This window comes from Agrococcus sp. TSP3-2-1, assembly GCF_049897585.1.
In the GTDB taxonomy this organism is placed as follows: Bacteria; Actinomycetota; Actinomycetes; order Actinomycetales; family Microbacteriaceae; genus Agrococcus.
The window spans coordinates 163,644-179,027 of the sequence record NZ_JAFCWN010000005.1; the positions used below are offsets into that span (position 1 = coordinate 163,644).

18 protein-coding genes are annotated in these 15,384 nt (G+C 72.4%); 8 read left to right on the forward strand and 10 right to left on the reverse strand.

Features of this window, described 5'->3' with window-relative positions:
* Positions 1–21: 21 nt before the first annotated feature.
* Positions 22–249, reverse strand: a complete 228-nt coding sequence (gene nrdH / locus ACP7BI_RS09075; protein WP_021009527.1) for a glutaredoxin-like protein NrdH — start codon at positions 247–249, stop codon at positions 22–24.
* Positions 250–647: 398 nt separating this feature from the next.
* Between nrdH and ACP7BI_RS09080 the strand changes: the two genes are divergently transcribed.
* Positions 648–1,187 carry a type 1 glutamine amidotransferase domain-containing protein gene (locus ACP7BI_RS09080; protein WP_425845311.1) on the forward strand — a complete coding sequence of 180 codons (540 nt, stop codon included), beginning with the start codon at positions 648–650 and terminating at the stop codon, positions 1,185–1,187.
* A 60-nt stretch (positions 1,188–1,247) separates the two neighbouring features.
* Here the strand turns inward: ACP7BI_RS09080 and ACP7BI_RS09085 are convergent, their stop codons facing one another.
* Both ACP7BI_RS09085 and ACP7BI_RS09090 read right to left on the reverse strand, forming a co-directional pair.
* Positions 1,248–2,270, reverse strand: coding sequence for an LLM class flavin-dependent oxidoreductase (locus ACP7BI_RS09085; protein ID WP_425845314.1), 1,023 nt, complete (start codon positions 2,268–2,270; stop codon positions 1,248–1,250).
* A gap of 53 nt (positions 2,271–2,323) precedes the next feature.
* Complete coding sequence (locus ACP7BI_RS09090; RefSeq protein ID WP_425845316.1) at positions 2,324–2,935, reverse strand: DinB family protein; 612 nt, start codon at positions 2,933–2,935, stop codon at positions 2,324–2,326.
* A 177-nt stretch (positions 2,936–3,112) separates the two neighbouring features.
* Here ACP7BI_RS09090 and ACP7BI_RS09095 point away from each other — a divergent pair, with 177 nt between their 5' ends.
* The 7 genes from ACP7BI_RS09095 (at position 3,113) to ACP7BI_RS09125 (ending at position 9,911) form a co-directional block, all read left to right on the forward strand.
* A complete protein-coding gene (locus ACP7BI_RS09095; protein WP_425845319.1) occupies positions 3,113–4,543 on the forward strand; it encodes a dicarboxylate/amino acid:cation symporter in 1,431 nt (476 codons plus the stop codon).
* Between the two features lie 93 nt (positions 4,544–4,636).
* Positions 4,637–5,083: an iron chaperone gene (locus ACP7BI_RS09100; RefSeq protein WP_425845322.1), complete on the forward strand. Its 447-nt coding sequence runs from the start codon at positions 4,637–4,639 to the stop codon at positions 5,081–5,083.
* Between the two features lie 59 nt (positions 5,084–5,142).
* Positions 5,143–5,364, forward strand: coding sequence for a hypothetical protein (locus tag ACP7BI_RS09105; RefSeq protein WP_425845325.1), 222 nt, complete (start codon positions 5,143–5,145; stop codon positions 5,362–5,364).
* The gene (locus tag ACP7BI_RS09110; protein ID WP_425845326.1) at positions 5,361–5,744 is read left to right on the forward strand and encodes a type II toxin-antitoxin system VapC family toxin; all 384 of its coding nucleotides are present in this window, start codon (positions 5,361–5,363) and stop codon (positions 5,742–5,744) included. Before ACP7BI_RS09105 ends, ACP7BI_RS09110 begins: the two co-directional genes overlap by 4 nt.
* A 112-nt stretch (positions 5,745–5,856) precedes the next feature.
* Positions 5,857–8,382, forward strand: a complete 2,526-nt coding sequence (locus tag ACP7BI_RS09115) for an ATP-dependent Clp protease ATP-binding subunit (protein ID WP_425845329.1) — start codon at positions 5,857–5,859, stop codon at positions 8,380–8,382.
* A 75-nt stretch (positions 8,383–8,457) separates the two neighbouring features.
* Positions 8,458–8,895: an SAM-dependent methyltransferase gene (locus ACP7BI_RS09120; RefSeq protein ID WP_425845330.1), complete on the forward strand. Its 438-nt coding sequence runs from the start codon at positions 8,458–8,460 to the stop codon at positions 8,893–8,895.
* 59 nt (positions 8,896–8,954) lie between these two features.
* The gene (locus ACP7BI_RS09125; RefSeq protein ID WP_425845333.1) at positions 8,955–9,911 is read left to right on the forward strand and encodes an NAD(P)/FAD-dependent oxidoreductase; all 957 of its coding nucleotides are present in this window, start codon (positions 8,955–8,957) and stop codon (positions 9,909–9,911) included.
* A gap of 33 nt (positions 9,912–9,944) precedes the next feature.
* On the opposite strand, the gene ACP7BI_RS09130 is transcribed toward ACP7BI_RS09125, so the two are convergent.
* From ACP7BI_RS09130 to paaB, 7 genes are all read right to left on the reverse strand, one after another.
* A complete protein-coding gene (locus tag ACP7BI_RS09130) occupies positions 9,945–10,577 on the reverse strand; it encodes a DUF805 domain-containing protein (protein WP_425845334.1) in 633 nt (210 codons plus the stop codon).
* A 35-nt stretch (positions 10,578–10,612) separates the two neighbouring features.
* Positions 10,613–11,338: a maleylpyruvate isomerase family mycothiol-dependent enzyme gene (locus ACP7BI_RS09135; RefSeq protein WP_425845336.1), complete on the reverse strand. Its 726-nt coding sequence runs from the start codon at positions 11,336–11,338 to the stop codon at positions 10,613–10,615.
* Positions 11,339–11,383: 45 nt separating this feature from the next.
* Positions 11,384–12,157: an enoyl-CoA hydratase/isomerase family protein gene (locus ACP7BI_RS09140; RefSeq protein ID WP_425845339.1), complete on the reverse strand. Its 774-nt coding sequence runs from the start codon at positions 12,155–12,157 to the stop codon at positions 11,384–11,386.
* A gap of 222 nt (positions 12,158–12,379) precedes the next feature.
* Positions 12,380–13,522 carry a 1,2-phenylacetyl-CoA epoxidase subunit PaaE gene (paaE, locus tag ACP7BI_RS09145; protein ID WP_425845342.1) on the reverse strand — a complete coding sequence of 381 codons (1,143 nt, stop codon included), beginning with the start codon at positions 13,520–13,522 and terminating at the stop codon, positions 12,380–12,382.
* Positions 13,522–13,998, reverse strand: coding sequence for a 1,2-phenylacetyl-CoA epoxidase subunit PaaD (paaD, locus tag ACP7BI_RS09150; RefSeq protein WP_425845343.1), 477 nt, complete (start codon positions 13,996–13,998; stop codon positions 13,522–13,524). The genes paaE and paaD overlap by 1 nt, the downstream gene beginning before the upstream one ends.
* 104 nt (positions 13,999–14,102) lie before the next feature.
* Positions 14,103–14,957, reverse strand: coding sequence for a 1,2-phenylacetyl-CoA epoxidase subunit PaaC (paaC, locus tag ACP7BI_RS09155; protein ID WP_425845569.1), 855 nt, complete (start codon positions 14,955–14,957; stop codon positions 14,103–14,105).
* 83 nt (positions 14,958–15,040) lie between these two features.
* The gene (gene paaB, locus ACP7BI_RS09160) at positions 15,041–15,346 is read right to left on the reverse strand and encodes a 1,2-phenylacetyl-CoA epoxidase subunit PaaB (protein WP_026372880.1); all 306 of its coding nucleotides are present in this window, start codon (positions 15,344–15,346) and stop codon (positions 15,041–15,043) included.
* Positions 15,347–15,384: the final 38 nt, after the last annotated feature.

A 15,384-nucleotide genomic window follows, 5' to 3' on the forward strand; every position in this document is an offset into this window, starting at 1 on the left:
CGCCCTCCTGCCGGCGGCGGCTCAAGCCGCGATGATCGCCTTGATGCGGTCGGGCTGGAAGCCCGACCAGTGCTGCTCGTCGGCGATCACGACGGGAGCCTGCATGTAGCCGAGCTCCTTGACCGTCTGCAGCGCCTTGTCGTCGGCGGTCACGTCGAAGATCTCGTACTCGATGCCCTGGGCGTCGAGCGCGCGGGTGGTCATCGTGCACTGCACGCAGGCGGGCTTCGAATAGACGGTGACAGTCATGGCCGCTCTCCTCGGGATGGTTCCGGTGCTGGGGTCTCGTGGTCCGGCCGTGGCCGGGCTCCCACTATATGTGGGGTCTGACGGCGATCAAGGACACAAGATGGTGTGTTTCTCCACACCTGAGTCAACAAGAACTCCACAGGTGTCATTCCCGCCGCGGAACGACGCGGAAAAGCCTGTGGACAGTGGTCGCTGACGCCTGTGGGGAGTCGGTCGGAAGATCTCGGCGACACGCCGAGCGCGACTTACAACGGTGTCGTTCGGGGTCGTCATCGGTCACCTCCGGGAGCCTTCGAGGAGCACGCTACGCCGGGCCACCCACATGCCCAGGCGGCGCTCACGAGGCGCCCAGCGGCCCCCCGTAGCGTTGCCCGTGTACCGATGGAGAAGGAGGCAGCATGGCTGACATCACCGGCAAGAAGGTCGCGTTCGTGCTCACGGACGGCTTCGAGGACTCCGAGCTCACGAGCCCCTGGGAGGCGGTGCAGAGCGCCGGCGGCGAGCCGACGCTCATCTCGCCGAAGGAGGGCTCGATCGAGGGCAAGAACGGGCACGAGCAGGCGGTGGATGCGTCACCCGGGTCGGTGAGCGCATCCGACTTCGACGCCCTCGTGCTCCCGGGCGGCGTGGTGAACGCCGACCACCTGCGCATGGACGAGGCCTCCGTCGCGCTCGTCAAGGGCTTCGCCGACGCAGGCAAGCCCATCGGCGTCATCTGCCACGGCGCGTGGATCCTCATCGAGGCGGGCGCCGTCGACGGCCGCCGGATCACGAGCTACCCGAGCCTCAAGACCGACCTGCGCAACGCCGGCGCCGACTGGGTCGACGAGGAGGTCGTCACCGACAAGGGCCTCGTCTCGAGCCGCACGCCCGACGACCTGCCCGCGTTCAACGCGAAGATCGTCGAGGAGTTCGCCGAGGGCACGCACGACCGCTGACCCGAGCGGTGAGGAGCCGGCTGCCCGCTGCGGCAGTCGGCTCCTGCCATCGGGGGAAGCTCAGCCCTCCTGCCACCCGAGCTCGCGCGCCACGGCGACGAGCGAGCCGAGCAGGTGGGCGTTGTAGTCGAGGCCGAGCTGGCTCGGGAGCGCGAAGAGCACCGTGTCGGCCGCTTGCACCGCCTCGTCGGCGAGCAGCCGGCGGGCGACGTGCTCCGGCTCGCCCGCATAGGTCGGGCCTCCCCGCACCGCACCGCCCTCGAGCCGCCCGATGCCGTCGCGCTGCTCGTCGGCGAGCCCGAAGTAGCGGCGGTCGTCGTCGGAGAAGAAGGGGAAGGCGCTGCGGGTCACCGCCGTGCGCGGCGGCACCTCGTGCCCCGCCTCGGCGTAGCCCGCGAGGTAGTCGCGCACCTGATCGACCTGCTGCACGTGGAAGGGCCGGCCGTCGTCCTGCGTCAGCAGCGTCGACGAGAGCAGGTGGTAGCCGTGCTCTGCGGCCCACAGCCCGGAGGTGTGGTTGCCGGCGCCCCACCACAGCCGGTCGGCGAGCTCGGGCGAGCGCGGCTCGACGGGCAGGTCGGGGCCCTGGCCGAGCTGCGCCGCGCGCTCCGAGCGAGCCTGCGGCTCGCCGCGCAGCGCCCGGCGGAAGTGCGCGGCGCGCTCACGGGCGACGTCCGACCAGCGCTCGCCGGCCTCGAGGCCGAGCCCGAAGCGCTCCTGCCCGTCGATCGCCGGCTCGGGGGAGCCGCGCGAGATGCCGAGCTGCAGCCGGCCACCCGAGAGCAGGTCCGCGGCGCTCGCGAGCTCGGTCATCGCGAGCGGCTGCTCGTAGCGCAGGTCGACGACGCCCGTGCCGAGCTCGAGCCTCGACGTGCGGGCGGCCATCGCCGCGAGCAGGGGATACGGAGTCGCGAGCGACTTGTCGAAGTGGTGCACCCGCACCCAGGCGCCGTCCATGCCGGCCTCCTCGGCAGCGACGGCCAGCTCGACGTGCATGCGGAGCGAGTCGCCGGCGCTCGGCACGCGCGAGCCGACGACGCTCCGGTAGTGCCCGAACGAGAGGAAGCCGATCCGCTTGCGCATGCCCGGGAGAACCGCAGCGCGGGCAGGCGCATTCCGTGCCCGCGGCCATCGCGCTACCGGCCGGAGCCGCCCTGCCCCGGCCGCTCGGTGCCCGCCGCCTCCGCCGTCTCGCGCAGCCGCGCGACGTAGTCGGCCCACCAGTGCTCGTCGACGTCGGGCAGGTTCGAGACGCCGGGTCGCAGCCCCGCGGCGCCGTCGATCGTCTCGCGGAGGATGTCGGCGTGCCCCGCGTGCCGCGCGACCTCGGCGATCATGTGCACGATGAGCCGGTGCAGCGTCGTGTCCGCCCGGTCGCCCCACCACGGCACGTGCGCGGGGGCGTCGAGCGGCAGCGCCTCGAACGTCGCGCTCGCGTGGGCCCACGCTCGATCCCAGAGCGCCAGGATCGATTCCGCGGTCTCATCCGGGCCGGCCCACATGTCGGCGTTCGGCTCGGCATCGTCGGCGTTCCACGGCAGCGGCTCGGGGAAGGGCCGCCCGACGCACGTCCCGAAGTAGTCGGCCGCGACGCTCGCGACGTGCTTCGCGAGGCCGAGCAGGTTGGTGCCCGTCGGTGTCATCGGCATCCGCAGCTCCCGCTCACCGAGCCCCTCGAGCTTCCAGCGCAGCGCGTCGCGCTGCGCGTCGAGGTACCGCACGAGGGTCGCCTTCGCGTCTTCGCTCATGCAGACACCATGCCAGCACCTGTCCACGCCAGCCCCTGCCCATGCCAGCCCCTGCCCGCGTCGACCTCGCGGACTCGCTCGGGGCTCGAAGTGACAATGGCACGTTATGGGCGCTATAACTGAACCTGCGCTCGCGCTTCGTGCCGCGCATCCCCTCACCGCATCCCTAGGAGCACCGTGCCCACCACTGCCGCGCCTGCGCCCTCACGCGCTCGCCGGATCCTCGGATCCTTCGGCTTCCAGATCTCCGCCGCGCTCGTGCTCGGCGTCCTGCTCGGCCTCGTCGCCCTGCAGCTCGGCCCCGGCGCCGACGGCGCCGACAACCCGCTCGCCGAGACGCTCGCGACGATCGGCTCGAGCTACGTCGCGCTGCTGAAGACCGCCGTCGTCCCGCTCATCCTCACCGCGATCATCGCCTCGATCGCTCGCCTCGGCCGCGTGCAGAACGCCGCGCGCCTCGCGGGTCAGACGCTCGTGTGGTTCGCGATCACCGCCGCGATCGCCGTCACGATCGGCATCGCCCTCGGCGTGACCCTGCAGCCCGGCGCCCGCGTCGACGGCTCGGGCCTCGAGGCGGGCGAGCCGAGCCGCGTCGGCGGCTGGTGGGACTTCCTCACGGGCCTCGTGCCGCAGAACTTCCTCGGGCTCACGGTCTCGACGCGCGAGTCGGCCGAGGGCGTCATCAGCTCGACGGTCGGCTTCAACGTGCTGCAGGTCATCGTCGTCGCGACGGTCGTCGGCATCGCCGCGCTCAAGCTCGGCAAGAAGGCGCAGCCGTTCCTCGACTTCACCGAGTCGACCCTCAAGGTGATCCAGAAGGCGCTGTGGTGGATCATCCGCATCGCCCCGATCGGCACGGTCGGCCTGCTCGGCAACGCCGTCGTGCAGTACGGCTGGGAGAAGCTCGGCACCCTCGCGTGGTTCGTCGGCGCCATCTACCTCGGCCTCGCGCTCGTGCTGTTCGTCGTCTACCCCGTGCTGATCAAGGCGCACGGCCTGTCGATCCGCCAGTACTTCTCGGGCGTCTGGCCCGCGGTGCAGCTCGGGTTCGTGAGCCGCTCGTCGATGGGCACGCTGCCGCTCACGCAGCGCGTCACCGAGCGCAACCTCGGCGTGCCGCGCGAGTACGCATCGTTCGCCGTGCCGTTCGGCTCGACGACGAAGATGGACGGCTGCGCCGCGATCTACCCCGCGATCGCCGCGATCTTCGTCGCCCAGTTCTTCGGCATCGAGCTCTCGCTGATCCAGTACGTGCTCATCGCGGTCGTCTCGATCGTCGGCTCCGCCGCGACCGCCGGCACGACCGGCGCGACCGTCATGCTGACGCTCACCCTCTCGACGCTCGGCCTCCCGCTCGAGGGCGTCGGCCTGCTGCTCGCGGTCGACCCGATCGTCGACATGGGCCGCACCGCGGTCAACGTCGCCGGTCAGGCGCTCGTGCCGACGATCGTCGCCAAGCGCGAGGGCATCCTCGACCGGGCCATCTACGACGGTCCCCGCGGCGACGGCCCGTTCGTCGACGACTCGGACGAGGCGGACGCGTCGGATGCGTCGACGAACGCGGGCGCGGAGCCCGACGAGCGTCGGGAGCCCGTGCCGGCGCGCTGAGCCCGCGCAGGATCCGAGAAGCGAGCCGCGATGCGCGCGGGCATGATGGTGCGCATCGCGGCTCGCGCGATCGACGACGATCGGAGGATCCCCATGGCCAAGACCGACGCGAAGGCCGACGACGGCACCCTTTCGAAGGAGGAGCGCGAGGCGCTCAAGGCGCGCACCGCGGAGCTGCGCCGCCAGTCGAAGGGCGGCAACAAGAAGGAGCGCGACCGGCAGGACGTGCTCGACGCGATCGAGGGGCTCCCCGAGCCCGACAAGTCGCTCGCGCAGATGGTGCACGAGGTCGTCTCCGAGACGGCGCCCGACCTCGACCCGAAGACCTGGTACGGCTTCCCCTCCTACGCGCGCGACGGGAAGGTGCTCGTGTTCTTCCAGCAGGCGTCGAAGTTCGACGAGCGCTACTCGACGCTCGGCTTCCAGACCATCGCCAACCTCGACGACGGCGACATGTGGGCGACGTCCTACGCCGTGGTCGCCGACACCCCCGCGGTGCGGCAGCAGATCGCGGAGCTCGTCGCGAAGGCGGTCAGCTGAGCTGAGCTGCGAGCCCGCCTCTGTCGCCTACTGCGACACGTTTGCTAGCATTCTGCGACATGAGGACGCTCTACTTGCGCAACGTGCCGGACGAGGTCGCGCGCCGCCTGCAGCGGCTCGCGGAGCGCGACGGGATGTCGGTCGGTGCGGTCGCCGTCCGCGAGCTCGCCGAGGTCTCGCGCCGTGCCGACAACGCAGCGCTGCTCGACGCACTGCCCGACCTCGGCGTCGGGGCGACCCCGGTGGTCGCGGCGCTCGACGACGAACGAGAGGCTCGGTGATCGTCCTCGATGCCTCGGCCGCAGTCTCCGCCCTGCTCGACGACGGCGCAGCGAGGTCGTTGCTCGCCACAGAGGCGGCGCACGCTCCCCACCTGATCGATCTCGAGGTCGCGAGCGTCCTGCGGCGCATCGTCGCGTCCGGGCGCATCGCGGCCGACGACGGCTGGGCGGCGATCGAAGCCTGGCGCCGCATCGGCATCACGCGGTACGCGGTGACCGGGCTCCTGCCGCGCATCTGGGAGCTGCGCGACAACCTGTCCGCGTACGACGCCGGCTACGTCGCGCTGGCCGAGGCCCTCGAGTGCCCGCTCGCGACGACGGACTCGCGCATCAGCCGGGCACCGGGGCTCCGATGCCCGATCACGGTCCTGCCCGGGTAGCAGGCAGCAAGGAAGCGATCGCCGCAGGCGGGAATGCGCATCGACGGTGTGCGTTGTCTAAACTTGAGTCGGGCACACTCAAGTCCGACACGACGACTTCAGGGAGATGCACATGGCCGCGATCTACGGGCCGACCTACGGGTTCGGCGGCGACGGGTCCTTCGATGACTTCATCGCGCGGATCCTGCAAGGACAGCGCGTCCCGGCGCAGCGCTCGATCGACCTCTCGCGCCTCGTCTCGCGGCGCATGAGCTCGGTCATGGCGAGCGCCGTCGAGTACGCGCGCGAGCACCGGCACGCCGAGGTCGATGCGCTGCACCTGCTGCACGCGCTCCTCGAGCTGCCGCAGGTCGGCGCGACCGTCGCGGGCGTCGGCGTCGACACGGATGCGCTGCGCACGACGGTCGAGGAGCGGATGCCGGCCGACGGGGATCGTGAGATGCCCACCCCGCCGTCGCTCACCGCATCCGCCCAACGCGCGCTGCGCGACGCCTACCAGATCGCGCGCGCCAACGGCTCGAGCTACATCGACCCCGAGCACCTCTTCTTCGCCTTCATCGTCGCGGGCGACAGCGCCGTCGGCGCGCTCCTGCAGGAGGCGGGCATCACGCCCGATGCGCTGCAGCGCGCGGCCGTGCAGGCGCAGCGCGACGCGATCGAGGCGCAGCAGGCGCGGCCGTCGAAGGCGGTCGACCCGAGCTCGACGACGCCGACGCTCGACGAGTTCGGCACCGACCTCACGGAGCGCGCCCGCGCGGGCGAGCTCGACCCCGTGATCGGTCGCGCCGACGAGATCGAGCAGACGATCGAGATCCTCTCGCGCCGCACGAAGAACAACCCCGTGCTCATCGGCGAGGCGGGCGTCGGCAAGACGGCGATCGTCGAGGGGCTCGCGCGCGCGATCGTCGAGGGCGAGACCGAGGCCGGCACCGTGCCGAAGTCGCTGCTCGGCAAGCGCGTCGTCGCCCTCGACATGACCGCGATGGTCGCCGGCACGCGCTACCGCGGCGACTTCGAGGAGCGCATCACGAAGGCGATGGAGGAGATCAGCGCGCACAAGGACGAGCTCATCGTCTTCATCGACGAGCTGCACTCGATCCTCGGCGCGGGCGGCGGCGGTGAGGGCGGCATGGACGCCGCGAACATCTTGAAGCCCCGCCTCGCGCGCGGCGAGCTGCACATGATCGGCGCGACGACCCTCGCGGAGTTCCGCCGCATCGAGAAGGACGCGGCGCTCACCCGCCGCTTCCAGCCCGTGCTCGTCGCCGAGCCGAGCGTCGAGGACGCCGTGCGGATCCTCGAGGGGCTCGCGCCCGCCTACGCGGAGCACCACCGCGTGACGTACACACCCGAGGCGATCCGCGCCGCGGTCGAGCTCTCGCACCGCTACATCAGCGACCGCTTCCTGCCCGACAAGGCGATCGACCTCATCGACCAGGCGGGCGCGCGCCTGCGGCTGCGGCTCGGCACGAAGGTCGACGTCGACGCGCTCGTCAAGGAGCGCGAGCACCTGGAGGACGAGAAGCGGCAGGCCGTCGAGGCCGAGGAGTTCGAGGAGGCGACCCGCATCCGCGACCGCATCGCGGCGATCCAGGCCGCGATCGACTCCGGCTCGGGCGAGGACGGCACGGTCGACGAGGAGGAGATCGCCGAGGTCGTCGCGCGTGCGACGGGCATCCCCGCGTCGCGGCTCACCGAGGGCGACCGTGAGCGGCTCGCCCGCCTCGAGCAGGAGCTGCACGAGCGGGTCGTCGGGCAGACGGATGCGGTGAGCGCGATCGCGAAGGCCGTCCGCCGGTCGCGCTCGGGGCTCGGCGACGCGTCGCGGCCCATCGGCTCGTTCCTCTTCCTCGGCCCGACGGGCGTCGGCAAGACCGAGCTCGCGAAGGCGCTCGCGTCAAGCCTGTTCGGCTCGGAGGGCGCGCTCGTGCGCTTCGACATGTCGGAGTTCGGCGAGCGGCACACGGTCGCGCGCCTCATCGGCGCCCCTCCCGGGTACGTCGGCTACGACGAGGCGGGCCAGCTCACCGAGAAGGTGCGGCGCCAGCCCTACTCGGTCGTGCTGCTCGACGAGATCGAGAAGGCGCATCCGGATGTCTTCAACCTGCTGCTGCAGGTGCTCGAGGACGGCCGGCTCACCGACGGCCAGGGCCGCACGGTCGACTTCCGCAACACGGTCGTCATCATGACCTCCAACCTCGGCAGCGAGTTCCTCGCGTCGAAGGCCGGCCCGATCGGCTTCCAGGCCGGCGACGGCACGGGTTCGAGCGACGAGCTGCGCGCGAAGGTCATGGGCAAGCTGCGCGAGCAGATGCGGCCGGAGCTCATCAACCGCATCGACGAGATCGTGCTGTTCCAGAAGCTCGAGCCGGAGGAGCTGCGGCAGATCGTGACGCTGCTGCTCGATCGCGTGCGCGAGCGGCTCGCCGCGCAGGAGCTCGAGCTCGAGGTGACGGATGCGGCGCTCGGCTGGCTCGCGGAGCACGGGTACGAGCCCGAGTTCGGTGCGCGGCCGCTGCGCCGGCTCATCCAGCGCGAGGTCGAGGACCGCGTCGCCGACCTCATCGTCGGCGGCCTCGAGCGCGGCACGGTGCGGGTCGACGTCGAGGGCGACAGCCTGGCGGTGACCGCGGCCTGACCCGCACCGCGGGCCGCAGGGGGCTTGCCACCCGGCGTGTCCCCCGCCATGCTCTCCTGACACGAAGGAGGCGCCATGGCCGCTCTCTCCGCTCGGCTCGCCGCGGTGCTCGACGCGCTGCCGCTACGCCCAGGCATGCGCGTGCTCGAGCTCGGCTGCGGCCCCGGCGCGCTCGCGCGCGCGATCGCCGAGCGCGTCGGGCCCGAGGGCTTCGTGCTCGGCGTCGACCGCTCGATGATGGCGGTGCAGGCGGCCGAGCGGCAGTCCGACGCCGGCAACCTGAAGTTCCGGGTCGTGAACGCGGAGGGCTTCCGCCTCAAGGCGGGGGAGGAGCCCTTCGACCTCGTCGTCGCCATCCGCGTCGGCGCGCTCGACGGACGCCATCCCGAGCTCGAAGCCGCGGCGATGGAGCGGCTCCGCGCCGCGACCGTGCCCGGCGCATCCCTCTTCATCGACCGCGGAGACCCGCTCGAGGAGATCGGGCTCCACAGCGAGCCTGCTCCGACCGCGTGAGGCTTCACGGCCGAGGTATCGTCGAGCCGGATCCGTCGGCAGGCCTCGGGGAGCGCAGCATGAGCCATCGCGTCGCGGTGATCGGCGCGGGCGTCATCGGCCTCTCGATCGCCCACGAGCTCGCGGCCGCCGGGCACGACGTGACGGTGCTCGCCGATGCCGACCCGCTCGAGACGACCTCCGCGGTCGCCGGTGCCGTCTGGTTCCCCTACGCGGCGGAGCGTTCGGCCGCGGTCGACGCGATGCTCGCCGCGACCCTCGAGCGCTTCCTCGCGATCGCCGCGGAGCATCCGGAGGCGGGCGTCGACCTCCGCTCCGGCGTCATCGTCGAGCGCTCGCCCGAGCCCGACCGCTCCTGGACCGCCTGGGTCGACGCGGCCGAGGTCGACGCATCCGAGCTTCCCGTGTTCCGGCTGCCCGATGGCGCGACGGGCCTCCGCACCACCGTGCCGCTCGCGACGATGTCGCTCTACCTGCCGTGGCTGCTCGAGCGCTGCGCCGCGCTCGGCGTGCGGTTCGAGCGACGCGCGGTCGACGACGTGGATGCGCTCGCGCCCGCCTTGGACGTCGCCGTCGTCGCCGCGGGGGTGCGGTCGGGCTCGCTGCTCGGCGACGACTCGAGCGTCGTCCCGATCCGCGGGCAGGTCGTGCGGGTCGAGAACCCCGGTGTGACCGAGTTCGTGATCGACGACGAGGATCCCGCGGGCCTCACCTACGTGCTGCCGCGCCGCGACTGCCTCGTGCTCGGCGGCACGCACGAGGCCGGTGCGACGTCGCTCGAGCCCGACCCCGCTACGGAGGCGGCGATCCTCGAGCGCTGCGCGCGGCTCGTGCCCGCCGTCGCGGGGCAGCGGATCGTGTCGCGCGGCGTCGGCCTGAGGCCGGGCCGGGAGCGGCTCCGCATCGAGGAGGTGCCCGGCCGCGCGCTGCGCACCATCGCGGCCTACGGCCATGGCGGCTCGGGCATGACGCTCTCGTGGGGCACGGCCGAGCGCGTCGCGACGCTGCTCGCGTGACCGCGGCCCGGGTCCGGGCTGGGGCGGTCTGATCTATCCCTGCGTCGGCGGCTGGCCGTAGCCCCGGCCCGGCTGCTGCTGCCCGTGCGGCTGCTGCCCGTACGGAGCCTGGCCGTACGGCTGCTGCCCGGGCTGCCAGGGCTGGGCGTAGCCCTGCCCGTACATCGCCCGGTAGGCGGGGTCGTACTGCACGCCCGCCGGGTTGGAGGGGAGGATGCACATGATGAGCGGCACGATGCCGAAGCCGACGACGCTCAGCAGCGCGAACGCGCCGTGGAAGTTCGCGTCCTGCAGTCGCCGCCACATGACCGCGTAGGTCGGCAGCAGCAGCGCGAGCCCGACGACGAGCAGGAGGGCGAGCCAGCCGAGCATCGCGCCGAGCGGCGCGAGCACGTAGCTCGGGTCGACGGTCGAGCCCGCCCCCGCGCGCTCGGCGTCGATGGCGCGCGCGACGAGACCAACGTAGGCGATCCAGAACGGGATCTGCGCGACGAGCGAGATCACGGTCGTGAACAGCATCGCCCACCAGAACTCGCTGCGGCTCGCGCGGCCCGAGAACTGCACGTAGCCCTGGAAGAAGCGCTTGATCGCCTGGCCGAAGGAGGCGCCGTGCAGCGGCTGGCCGACCGGCGGGAGGCCCGCGGTGCTCGTGCTGGTGCTCGTCACGCAGCCATCATGGCGCACGAGGGCTGCCGTCGCGCCTACGGCGTGAGCCCTTGCCCGAGCACGGCCGCGGCGAGCGAGCGGTTGCCGCGCACGCCGATGCCCGGTGCGTCGAGCGGGAGGCGGCCCCACGCGAGCAGCGCGAGCGACTTCGACGACCCGGCGACGATCACCTCCTCGGCGCCCTCGGGCGCTCCCGCGAGCGCGAGGGATGCCCCCGCGCCCTCCGGCTGGAAGGCGATGGCCGCCGAGGGCGGCGCGACGCGCTCGAGGCGCACCTGCCGGGGATGCATGACGGTCACGACCTCGTGCAGGCAGTCGAGCCAGCGCTCCGGCGGCGCCGCGACGTCCTCGCCGATCGCGGCGCGCAGGTCCCAGAGGTGCACGAGCGTCTCGTGCGCCTGCCGACGGTGCCAGAACCGCACGGTGCTGCCGGGCTGCGGCCCGGTGCGCTCGTCGCGCGGCACCCCGTCGTCGAGGAGCGTCCACGCCGGCGCGGCGGGGTCGAGCTCGGCGAGCGTCTCGCGCAGCTCCGCCGCGCACTCGGCGTAGAGCGCGGGCGCGTCGAAGGGGCCGCGGCCGAGCGGGGTCTCCTGCTGTCGCCGCGCTTGGCCCGCGGCCCAGTGGTGGATGCGCGCGAGGTGGACGACGAGCTTCTCCACCGTCCACCGGCCGAGCCACGGCACCGGCGTCGCGGGATCCGCGCGCTGCGCCGTCTCGAGGAACTGCTCCTGCAGGTCGGCGAGGGCGCTCAAGTGGTCCATGGCCGCACGCTACGCCACCCAGCGCGCCCCGAGCGGCGAGAACGCTCAGTCGCGACCGGTGAACGTCGGCGTGCGCTTCTGCTGGAACGCCGCGAAGCCCTCGCGGTAATCGGCCGTCTGCGAGAGCGCCGCCTGCGCCGCGCTCTCGCCGCCCATCGACTGCCACAGACCCAGCCGCTCGTCGCGGAGGCCCCGGATGAGCTCCTTCGAGGCGATGTAGGCGAGCGTCGGTCCCTGTGCCGCGTGCGCGGCCGCCGCGCGCGTCGCCTCGAGCACGGCGTCGTCGGTGAAGACCTGCGAGAAGAGACCCGCGGCGACCGCCTCGGCGCCGGTCATGAGCCGGCCGGAGTAGATGAGGTCGAGCGTGCGGTGCGCGCCGAGCCGCTCGAAGAGCAGCGCGTGGCCGCCGGAGTCGAGCGTCGCGCCGAGCGCCGCGAAGGGGCTGCCGATCTTCGTCGACTCGGCGACGTAGACGACGTCGGTCGCGACGAGGAGGCCGAGGCCGACGCCGAGCGCGGCGCCGTGCGCGGCCGCGAAGGTGGGCGCGGGGAACGCCGACATCCGCTGCAGCAGCGGCTGCACCTGCTGGTGCAGGAACCCGTCGACGTCGTCGGTGCGCGGGTCGACGCCCGAGATGTCGCGGCCGGCGCAGAAGACCTTCCCCTCGCCGCGGAGGACGAGCGCTCGCACGCCCGCGCGCTCGGCCTCGGCGTACGCATCCGAGAGCTCCGCGAGCGCGGATGGGTCGAGGGCGTTGCGCTTCTCAGGCGCGTTCAGCACGACCTCGGCGATGTCGTCGGCGATGGCGAGCTCGATCATGGGTGACTCCTTCGTCGGTACCTCGTTCGTCGAGGAGGCCGCGCAGCGGCCGTATCGAGACATCTCGGATCGGTCTCGATACGCGTCGTTCGGACGCTACTCGACCAGCGGCGGGTGGGGGTCTCGATACGCGTCCTTCGGACGCTACTCGACCAGCGGCGGGGTGGGCGGGGGTTTCGATACGCGTCGTTCGGACGCTACTCGACCAGCGGCGGGTGGGGGTCAGACGTCGTAGTCGACGACCACCTTCGCGGTGTGGGGCTGCGGGTGCGACTGGCACGTGAGCACATAGCCGCGCTCGAGCTCGTCCGGCTCGAGCGCGTAGTTCTCGGTCATGTGCACGCTGCCCGAGACGACCTTCGCTCGGCACGTGCCGCACACGCCGCCCGCGCACGCGAACGGCACGTCGGGTCGCACGCGCAGCGCCGCGTTGAGGATCGATTCGCGCGCCGCGATCGGGCTCTCCACTTGCGTCGACTGCCCGTCGAGCGTGAAGTCGAGCGTCCACGTCTGCTCGCCCGCCTCGACCTGCACGGGCCGGCCGCGGTCGCCGCCGGCGTCGTCGGGCCGACCGGTCGTGAACAGCTCGAAGCGCACGTGCGCCGCATCGACCCCCTTCGCCTCGAGCACGTCGCGGCACAGCTGCACGAGCTCGAACGGCCCGCACAGGAACCACTCGTCGACGCTCTCGGGGCGGATGAGGTCGGTGAGGATGCGCTCGAGCCGCTCCTGGTCGATGCGGCCCGACATGAGCGGCGCCGCGCGCTGCTCGCGCGAGAGCACGTGGTGCAGCGCGAGCCGCGCGGGGTAGCGATCCTTGAGGTCGGCGAGCTCCTCGATGAACATGACGTCGAGCGTCGAGCGGTTCGAGAAGACGAGCGAGAACGTCGACGTCTCGGAGCGCGCGAGCACCTCGTGCGCGAGCGCCATCATCGGCGTGATGCCCGAGCCCGCCGCGATGCCGACGACGTGCGCGCCGTCGACGCGCTCGAGCGCCGAGGTGAACGTGCCCTGCGGCACCATGACGTCGACGCGATCGCCCGGGCGCAGCTCGCTGTTCGCCCAGGTCGAGAAGCGGCCGCCGAGGTCGCGCTTGATCGCGACCGCGATCGAGCCGGGGGTCGGCGGGCGGCAGATCGAGTACGAGCGGCGCAGCTCCTGCCCGTCGATCGTCTTGCGCAGCGCGAGGTGCTGGCCGGCGACGTAGCCGAAGTCGTCGTGCAGTGCGTCGGGCACCGCGAACGTCACCTCGACCGAGTCGGCGGTGAGCGGTCGCACCTCGGCGACCTCGAGCTCGTGGAAGCGGGCGCGCTTGCGCGAGGTCGACGAGCCGAGCCCCGTCGAGCCCAGGTTGATCGCCGCCATCAGTGCACCTTGAAGTGGTCGAAGGGCTCGAGGCACGCGAGGCACTCGAAGTGGCTCTTGCACGCGGTCGAGCCGAAGCGCGACACCTCGCGGGTGCGCAAGCTGCGGCAGCGCGGGCACTGCACGCCGAGCGAGAGCGGGATGGGCCCCGAGCGCTCGCCCGCGCGGTGCGTCGGCGGCGCGATGCCGTACTCCTCGAGCTTCGCCTTGCCGGCCTCGCTCATCCAGTCGGTCGTCCAGGCGGGGGAGAGCGTGAAGTCGACCCGCACGTCGCCGAAGCCCTCCGCGGTGAGCGAGAGCAGCACGTCGTCGCGCATCTGGTCGATCGCGGGGCAGCCGGAGTAGGTGGGCGTGAGGGTCACGACGATCGTGCCGCCCTCGAGCCGGACGTCGCGCAGCACGCCGAGGTCGTCGATCGTGAGCACGGGCACCTCGGGGTCGGCGACCGCAGCGGCGGCACGGCGCGCCTCTTCCACCCGGTGATCGAGTAGCCGGCCGGAGGCCGGCGTATCGAGATCGGGCGCGCGCGTCTCGATACGGCCCTGCGGTCCTACTCGACGAGCGGCGGAGGGGGCCATCGTCACCACGTCGCTCCCGGGTGGCGGCGCGCGAGCACCTGCATCTCGGCGAGGATCGGGCCGAGGTGCGTCGAGTGGTTGCCGAAGCGGCCGCCGCCCGAGGAGTGCCCGATCTTCGGGTTGACGTAGTCGCTCTCGGCGATCTCGGCCTCGGCGAGCACGGCGCTCCACACCTCGTCGAAGCCTGCGCGCAGGCTCGAGGGCAGCGGGGCGACGTCGCCGAGCCGCTCGTGCAGCTCGTCGTCGCGGAAGAGCTCGTCGATGTAGGGCCACGTGTCGGTGAGCGCGACGAGCATCCGCGCGCGCGACTCCTCCGTGCCGCCCGCGAGCCGCAGCGTCCACTGCACGGCGTGGTCGCGGTGGTAGGCGACCTCCTTGACCGACTTCGCCGCGATCGCCGCGAGCGACGCATCCGTCGACGCCGAGAGCGCGGTGTAGAGCTCCTGCATGTAGATCGCGGCGATGAGGCCGCGTGCGATCGTGTGCGCGAAGTCGCCGTTCGGCTGCTCGAAGAGCCACGCGCAGCGGAACTCGTGCTCGTCGCGCCAGTAGGCGAGGTCGTCCTCGGAGCGACCGGATGCCGTGCCGGCGTAGTGCAGGAGGCTGCGGGCGTGCCCGAGCAGGTCGAGCGCGATGTTCCCGAGCGCCATGTCCTCCTCGAGCTCGGGGGCGCGCGAGATCCACCAGCCGAGGCGCTGGGAGAGGATGAGCGCGTCGTCGCCGAGCCGCATCGCGTACTCCGCGACGTCCGGGCTCGCCTGCGTGGACGCATCCGCCCCCGTCAGCTCGGCCGTGAGGTCGACGTCGTCGACCGAGACGTGCACGTCAGCCGCCTCGGCCTCGTGCAGCGCGGCGATCGATGCGGCATCGCGACGCGTCGCCGGTGCGGCCTCGGGCGCCTTCGCGGACTCGGCGAGCTCCGCGTCGTTCAGCTGGGCGTTCACAGGTGCGGCACCTCCGCGCTCTTCTCGTAGTACTTGGCGTGGCGGTAGTTCTTGCCGGCGGGGCTCTCGAAGAACGCGCCCTTCATGTCGGGGTCGCTCGTCGTGATCGCGCTCGAGCGCACGACCCACACCGAGACGCCCTCGTTGCGGCGGGTGTAGAGGTCGCGGGCGTTGCGCAGCGCCATGTCGTCGTCGGGCGCATGCAGCGAGCCGACGTGCACGTGGCTCAGGCCTCGGTTGGCCCGCACGAACACCTCGTACAGCGGCCAGCCCTCGCCTGCCACGTCTCCGGGTGTGGACATCGTCGTCTCCTCTGTCAGTCAGGACGGTCTCGATGCGC